The sequence below is a fragment of the Kineococcus siccus genome, from assembly GCF_009906795.1.
GTDB classification, from domain to species: Bacteria; Actinomycetota; Actinomycetes; order Actinomycetales; family Kineococcaceae; genus Kineococcus; species Kineococcus siccus.
This window is the reverse complement of record NZ_JAAALN010000244.1, coordinates 1-5,723: the sequence shown is the minus strand read 5'-3', so window position 1 is coordinate 5,723 and position 5,723 is coordinate 1. Positions and strand designations below refer to the sequence as shown.

6 protein-coding genes are annotated in these 5,723 nt (G+C 77.0%); 2 read left to right on the top strand and 4 right to left on the bottom strand.

The window, feature by feature from the left end; all coding sequences use genetic code 11:
• Positions 1–4: 4 nt before the first annotated feature.
• From GTR02_RS19125 to GTR02_RS19115, 3 genes are read right to left on the bottom strand one after another with little or no spacing between them, the layout of a single operon-like run.
• Positions 5–808, bottom strand: coding sequence for a hypothetical protein (locus GTR02_RS19125; protein WP_166609076.1), 804 nt, complete (start codon positions 806–808; stop codon positions 5–7).
• On the bottom strand, positions 805–2,154 hold the full coding sequence (locus tag GTR02_RS19120; protein WP_166609075.1) for a hypothetical protein: 1,350 nt from the start codon (positions 2,152–2,154) through the stop codon (positions 805–807). The genes GTR02_RS19125 and GTR02_RS19120 overlap by 4 nt, the downstream gene beginning before the upstream one ends.
• Complete coding sequence (locus tag GTR02_RS19115) at positions 2,151–2,435, bottom strand: hypothetical protein (protein WP_166609074.1); 285 nt, start codon at positions 2,433–2,435, stop codon at positions 2,151–2,153. The genes GTR02_RS19120 and GTR02_RS19115 overlap by 4 nt, the downstream gene beginning before the upstream one ends.
• Before the next feature lie 613 nt (positions 2,436–3,048).
• Here GTR02_RS19115 and GTR02_RS19110 point away from each other — a divergent pair.
• Entirely contained in the window at positions 3,049–3,867 is an 819-nt protein-coding gene (locus tag GTR02_RS19110) for a phosphotransferase (protein WP_166609073.1), read from the top strand.
• A 76-nt stretch (positions 3,868–3,943) separates the two neighbouring features.
• Here the strand turns inward: GTR02_RS19110 and GTR02_RS19105 are convergent, their stop codons facing one another.
• Positions 3,944–4,903, bottom strand: a complete 960-nt coding sequence (locus tag GTR02_RS19105) for an EamA family transporter (RefSeq protein ID WP_166609072.1) — start codon at positions 4,901–4,903, stop codon at positions 3,944–3,946.
• A gap of 72 nt (positions 4,904–4,975) precedes the next feature.
• On the opposite strand from GTR02_RS19105, the gene GTR02_RS19100 reads away from it, so the two are divergent.
• Positions 4,976–5,723, top strand: a 748-nt coding sequence (locus GTR02_RS19100) for a LysR family transcriptional regulator (RefSeq protein WP_166609071.1), incomplete at its 3' end; no start/stop codon positions are given.

The window sequence follows — 5,723 nt, the reverse complement described above, 5'->3', positions numbered from 1 at the left end:
GGGCTCACCCGCGCCCCAGCGCAGCCGCCCAGTGCGCCCGGACGGCGGCGCGGTCGGCGCCCCGGTACCCGACGCCCCCGTCGGCGGACGCCGTGGAGAGGTAGCTGCCGTCGGGGCCCGTGAAGAGGCCGCTGCTGTCCTGCGTGGCGGGCCCGTCGACGACGAGCGGGGTGATCGTCACGGCGAGCGTCGAGCGTCCGACGGCCTCGAGCGGCGCGGCCCCGGCCGACACCTGCGCCCGGCTGAGGACGACGTCGAGGTCCGGCACGGGCCCCTCGACGGCCCCGCTCCACGCGGTCAGCGCCTCCGCGGCCTCCTCCCCGGTGCACAGGACGAACCCGTGGACGCCGACGTGGTCGACGAGCTCGAGGAGCCAGAGCCCCGCGCGCTGCGCGTAGGCGAGGGCCCAGTCGACCCGGTCGGCGCTGCGCCGCTCGGCGACCACGACGCGGTCGGTCGCCCGGCGCATGGTCAGCAGCGCCAGCACCTCGGGCAGCGCCCGGTAGGTGAACGTCCCCGTCGCGGCGTCGACGGGGTCGGCGCGGTAGAGGCCGCGCGCGGTGAGCCCGCGCAGGGCCGCGGTCAGCGCGACCTCCTGCTCCGCGGGCGCCAGGCTGGAGTACCAGGGGCTGGGCGCGGACGGCGGGCGGCCCGGGTCGTCGAGCCCGACGAGCTCCTCGTCGGTCCACGGGCCGAGGCGCTGCGGTGCCCCGACGGCCGCGGCGAACATCGTCAGCCGCGCGGCCGCGACGGCCTCCGACGTCGGCGACTCGAGCTCGAACAGGTCCCCGACGGTCGGCACGGTCATCCGAACAGCCCCTTCCACACGCTCTTGGCCGCGTTGCCCACGGCGGACGCCGCGCGGCCGGCGCCCTCGGCGATGGCCTCGCGGTTCTCGTAGACCCAGCATCCGACGGCGACGACGCCGGCGGCGGCCACCACGCCCACCCCGACCGGACCGGTCATCAGCCCGAAGGCCAGCGCGGTGGTCGCGACGCCGCCGACCACGCTGGCCGCGCCGCCGGTGAAGCGGGCGACGCGGTCGTCGGTGGCCATCTCGTCGTCGGTGACGGCGGTGTACATGTCGTAGCCGCCGAGCAGCACCGACACGGGCCCCATCACCTTGGCGAGCACGGGCGCCGCCGCGCGCACGGGGCGCATCAGGCCGTCGAGGCGGCCCGTCGTGCGGATCGCGTCGGCCGCCACGGACGGGTACTGGCGGGCGGCCGTCGCGAGCGCGCCGGCCTCCCCCTGGTAGCCGCGCATGAGCTTGTACAGCGTCTGCGCGCGCGAGAGGTCGGTGGGCGCCGCCCGCGAGGCGCTCCACGCGGCGAGCGCCTCGCGCTCGGCGGCGAGGTAGGCGCGGTACTGCGCGGGATCGGCGAGGTCGGGCGCCGCGCCCTTGAGCGCCTGGTAGGCGCTGACCGCGGTGAGCAGGCGCTGCTCGGCGCGCTGGGCCAGGACGCCCGAGCGGGCGTAGCCCAGCACGGTGGTGAGCTGGTACCCCTTGAGCGCCAGCGTCTTCGCCTCGCCGAGGGCCTTGCGGGCCAGTTCGACGTCGGGGTTGGCGTAGGCGTCGCGCAGCGTCTCGGCGTCGAGGCCCGCACCGGGGGGCAGGAGTCCGGTGGCGGCCTGCTCCCACGCCTGCACGGGGCTGAGCGCCCCGGCGTCCGGGACCCAGGCGTCGACCTCGGCGCGCAGGGCCGTCGCGGCGCGCTGCCGGGCCTGGCTGAGGCCCGACCCGAGCGTGGAGACCGTCGCGGTCTCCTGGGACATCTGCAGCCGGGCGGTCTCGGCGCCGGCGACGTCGCCCGCGGTGTCCGCGGTGCGGCAGCGCGCCTGCGCGGCGTCGTAGCGCTCGCTCGCGCCGCGGATCTCGTGCTGCGAGGTCTCCAGCGCGTCGGCGTAGTCCGCGAGGGCGCCCCCGATGGCGACCAGGGAGGAGCCCAGCGCCGACGTCGCCGTCGTCGCCTGCCCCCGGGCGCCCGCGAAGGCGGCGACCCGGGCGGCGGGCAGGGCGCCCTCGGCCTGCTCGGCGAGGGTGCGCAGGCGGCTGCCGCGGGTCTCCCCGAGGGTGCCGCTCAGCTGGGACAGGCGGTCGACGACGCTGCGCAGGCCGGCCGGGTCCCCGGGCGGGACGCCGAAGGTGCTCACCGGGGCCCGCTCCCGCCGGTCGCCGTCTCCAGCTGGCCTCCCGCGGTCGTCGCCCCCTGCGACAGGCCGGCCACGACCGTGGCCGTCGCGAGGACCGCGCCCCCGACCGCGGCCAGTGCCGTCTCGGCGAGCCCGGCGACCGTCGCGTCCCCGGCGCACGCCCCGGCCGACCGGCCCTGCCCCGTCAGGGCGAGCGCGTCGCCCGTCAGGTCCTGCGACAGGGTGTCCAGGGCGGTCGCGGTCTCCTGCAGCTGGTCCGGGTTCCCACCGGCGAACGTCACGTGGGGTCCTCTCGGTCGTCCGACGACGGGCACCGCGGCGGGCCGCCGGCGGCGGTGCGGGCACGACGTCCTCGACGCTGCCACGTGTTGGCCGCGGCGGCGCGCATCCGGGGCCGAGTTCACCGGAACGCCCCGCACCGCGGCACCCTGCCGGGTCAACGTCCCGGCGCGCCGTGCTCGCCCCGCGACACGGAGTCGGTGCGGCCGGGCGGAGACGGGGGCGGACGACGACGGCCGCCGGGTCGGGGACCCGGCGGCCGTCGGACGTGGTGGTCGATCCGGCCGTCGCCTCTCGGCGAGGTGCCGCTCGCGGCGGCTGAGGGTGAGGCCCGGGGACGTGCAGCGGATCGACCACCCCGTGCAAGGACGGCGGCCGCGCCGGCATTCCCGCTGATCGTCGATCGACCGACCACCCTCCCGGCGCCGTGGTCGGAGGAGGCGACCGGCGGGTCGGACACCCGGCCCCCGCGGCGCAGCGTCGCGGTCGCGGGCCGCGACGTCGGACCGGTGACGGAAGTCGGCGACGGTCGCGACGAGCGAGGCCGCGTGCGCTGCGACGGTGGAGGAAAGGCGGTGCGACCACGGCCATCGCCGCCCTAGGGTCGGGCTCCTCATGACCACGACTCCCGGGGCGTCCGAACCCTCCAGCGGCGACGAGGTGAAGCTCACGGGCGGTGAGCGAACGGCGGTGACCCGTCGCGGCGACGTGGTCCTGCGTCCCGCGGCCCCCTGGTCCGCGGCGACCACCGCCCTCCTGGAGCACCTGCGCGACGTCGGGTTCCCCGGCGCACCTCACCCGGTCGGCTCCGGGCTGAGCGCCGACGGCCGCGAAGCCGTCACCTTCGTGCCGGGGAGCATCGTCCACCCGCACACCTGGTCCGACGAGGCGGTGACCGCGGTCGGCGCGCTCCTGCGCCGCCTGCACGACGCCGTCGCCACCTTCACGCCACCGCCCCGAGCCCAGTGGCAGCCCTGGTTCGGACGCACGCTCGGCGAGGGCCCTCGCGCGATCAGCCACTGCGACACCGGGCCGTGGAACATCATCGCGCGCAACGGCCTGCCGGTCGCCCTCATCGACTGGGAGTTCGCCGGCCCGGTGGATCTCCTCGTCGAACTCGCGCAGGCGGCGTGGCTGAACGCGCACCTCATGGGCGATCGAGTGGCGCAGATCCAGGGGTCGGGCACGCTCGCCGACCGCGCATGTCAACTGCGGCTCCTCGTCGACGGGTACGGCCTCCCGCACGCTCGTCGCGAGCACCTGCTCGAGCTGATGGTGGAGGTGGCGGTGTCCGACGCCAAGAACCAGGCGGACGAGGCCGGCGTGACGCCGGCCGGCACCGAGGTGGCCCCCCTGTGGGCGATGACCTGGCGCATCGACAGCGCCGAGTGGATGCTGCGGCACCGCCGGACCCTCGTGAACGCCCTGCGGTGAGTGCTGCTGCGGAACCCGGACCGCCGCCCCGCCGGTCCCTCACCGGCAGCGCGGACGTCCGCCCCGCGCCGCCCCCTCAGGTCTTCCACCCCGGCCCGTGCTCGAAGCGCTGTTCGACGCGCTGACCCCACCCCGCGCCCGCGACGACCAGCGCCGCCCCCGCGGCGCCGACCCAGCCCAGCTGATCCCCCGCCACGACCAGCCCGAACAGCACCGCCCACAGCGGTTCCGTGCCGAGCAGCAGGCTGGTCCGGGCCGCCGACGCCCGCCGCAACGCCCACGACTGGGCCAGGAACGCGAAGGCGGTGCAGCCCACGGCGAGGTGGGCGAGGAGCAGCCACTGCTCCGCGCCCGCGGAAGCCACTCCCGCGAGCACGGCGCCCGGGGCGAGCAGGGTCACGACCACGGCCCCGACGCCCGCCTGCACCGCGGACAGCACGACCAGGTCGACGTCCCGGCCGCGGGTGGCCCGCCCCAGCAGCGTCACGTGGACCGCGCGCACCACCGCCGCAGCCAGCACCAGCAGGTCACCCACCGCGGGTGCGGCGGGCCCCTCACGCCCGACCAGCAGCCCGACCCCGGCCAGCACCACGATGCCCGCGGCGAAGAAGGACGGGGGCAGCAGCCGGCGGGTGAACAGCCCCTCGACCAGCGGGGTGAACAGGACCGTGGTGCTGATCAGCAGGCCGGCCGAGGTGGCGGAGGTCGTCGCGACCCCCTGCGTCTCCAGCCCGAGAACCGCGGTCTGCGTCGCGCCGAAGACGAGCCCCAGCGCCACGTCCCGGCGGCGCACCGCACGCCGGCGCGCCAGGACGACCAGTCCCAGCACGAGAGCCGCCCCGCCCGAGCGCAGGGCCAGCGTCGCGGCCACCCCGACCCCCTCGACGCTGCGCTGCGCCGCGAGGTAGCTGCTGCCCCAGACGACGGCGACGAGGAGCAGGACGACGTCGACCCGGGAGACGCGGCGGGACCGCGCGGCCCGAGGCCGCGAGGGCCGGACGGGCGTCGCGGGGGTCGTCGGGCCGGGGGTCCTCACCGGTCGATCGTCGACCGCGGCAACAGTTCAGACCAGGGACCAGTTCTTGAAAGGACGCTTTAGCATCGCTTCATGGACATCCGTCAGCTGCAGCTCCTGCGCGAGCTCGCCGAACGGGGTTCGCTGACCGCGGTCGCCACCGCGGTGCACCTGAGCCCGTCGGCCGTGTCCCAGCAACTGGCTGCGCTGCAACGCACGCTGCCGACCCCGCTGACCGAGAAGCGCGGCCGGCGCCTCGTGCTCACCGCCGCCGGCACGGCCCTGGCCGAGGCCGCCGTCGACGTCGCCGCCGCGCTCGACCGGGCCGAGCGGGCCGTCGGCGACCACCTGCAGTCCCGGGCGGTCCCGGTGCGGATCAGCGCCTTCCACAGCGCGGCCCTCGCCTGGTTCGCGCCCCTGCTGCGCGCGGTCGCCGCGTCCGGCGGTCCACCGCTGCACTGCAGCGACAACGACGTCGCCCAGCGGGACTTCCCCCGCCTCGTCGCCGACCACGACCTCGTCCTCGCGCACCGCCCCGAGAGCAGCCCGCGGTGGCCGCAGCACACGGTGCACGCCACCCACCTCCTCCTGGAACCGATGCACGTCGCCCACGCCGCCGACCACCCGCTGGCCGGGCTGGACGTGCTGCGCGCCGCCGACGTCGCGGACCAGCGGTGGATCAGCGTCCACGACGGCTACCCCCTCACGGGCGCGCTGGACGCGGTGGCCGTCGCCGCCCGGCGCCCCCTGGACGTCGCGCACCACATCAACGAGTTCTCCGTCGCGGCCGACGTCGTCGCCACCGGTGACGCCATCGCCCTCCTCCCGTCCCGCACCACCC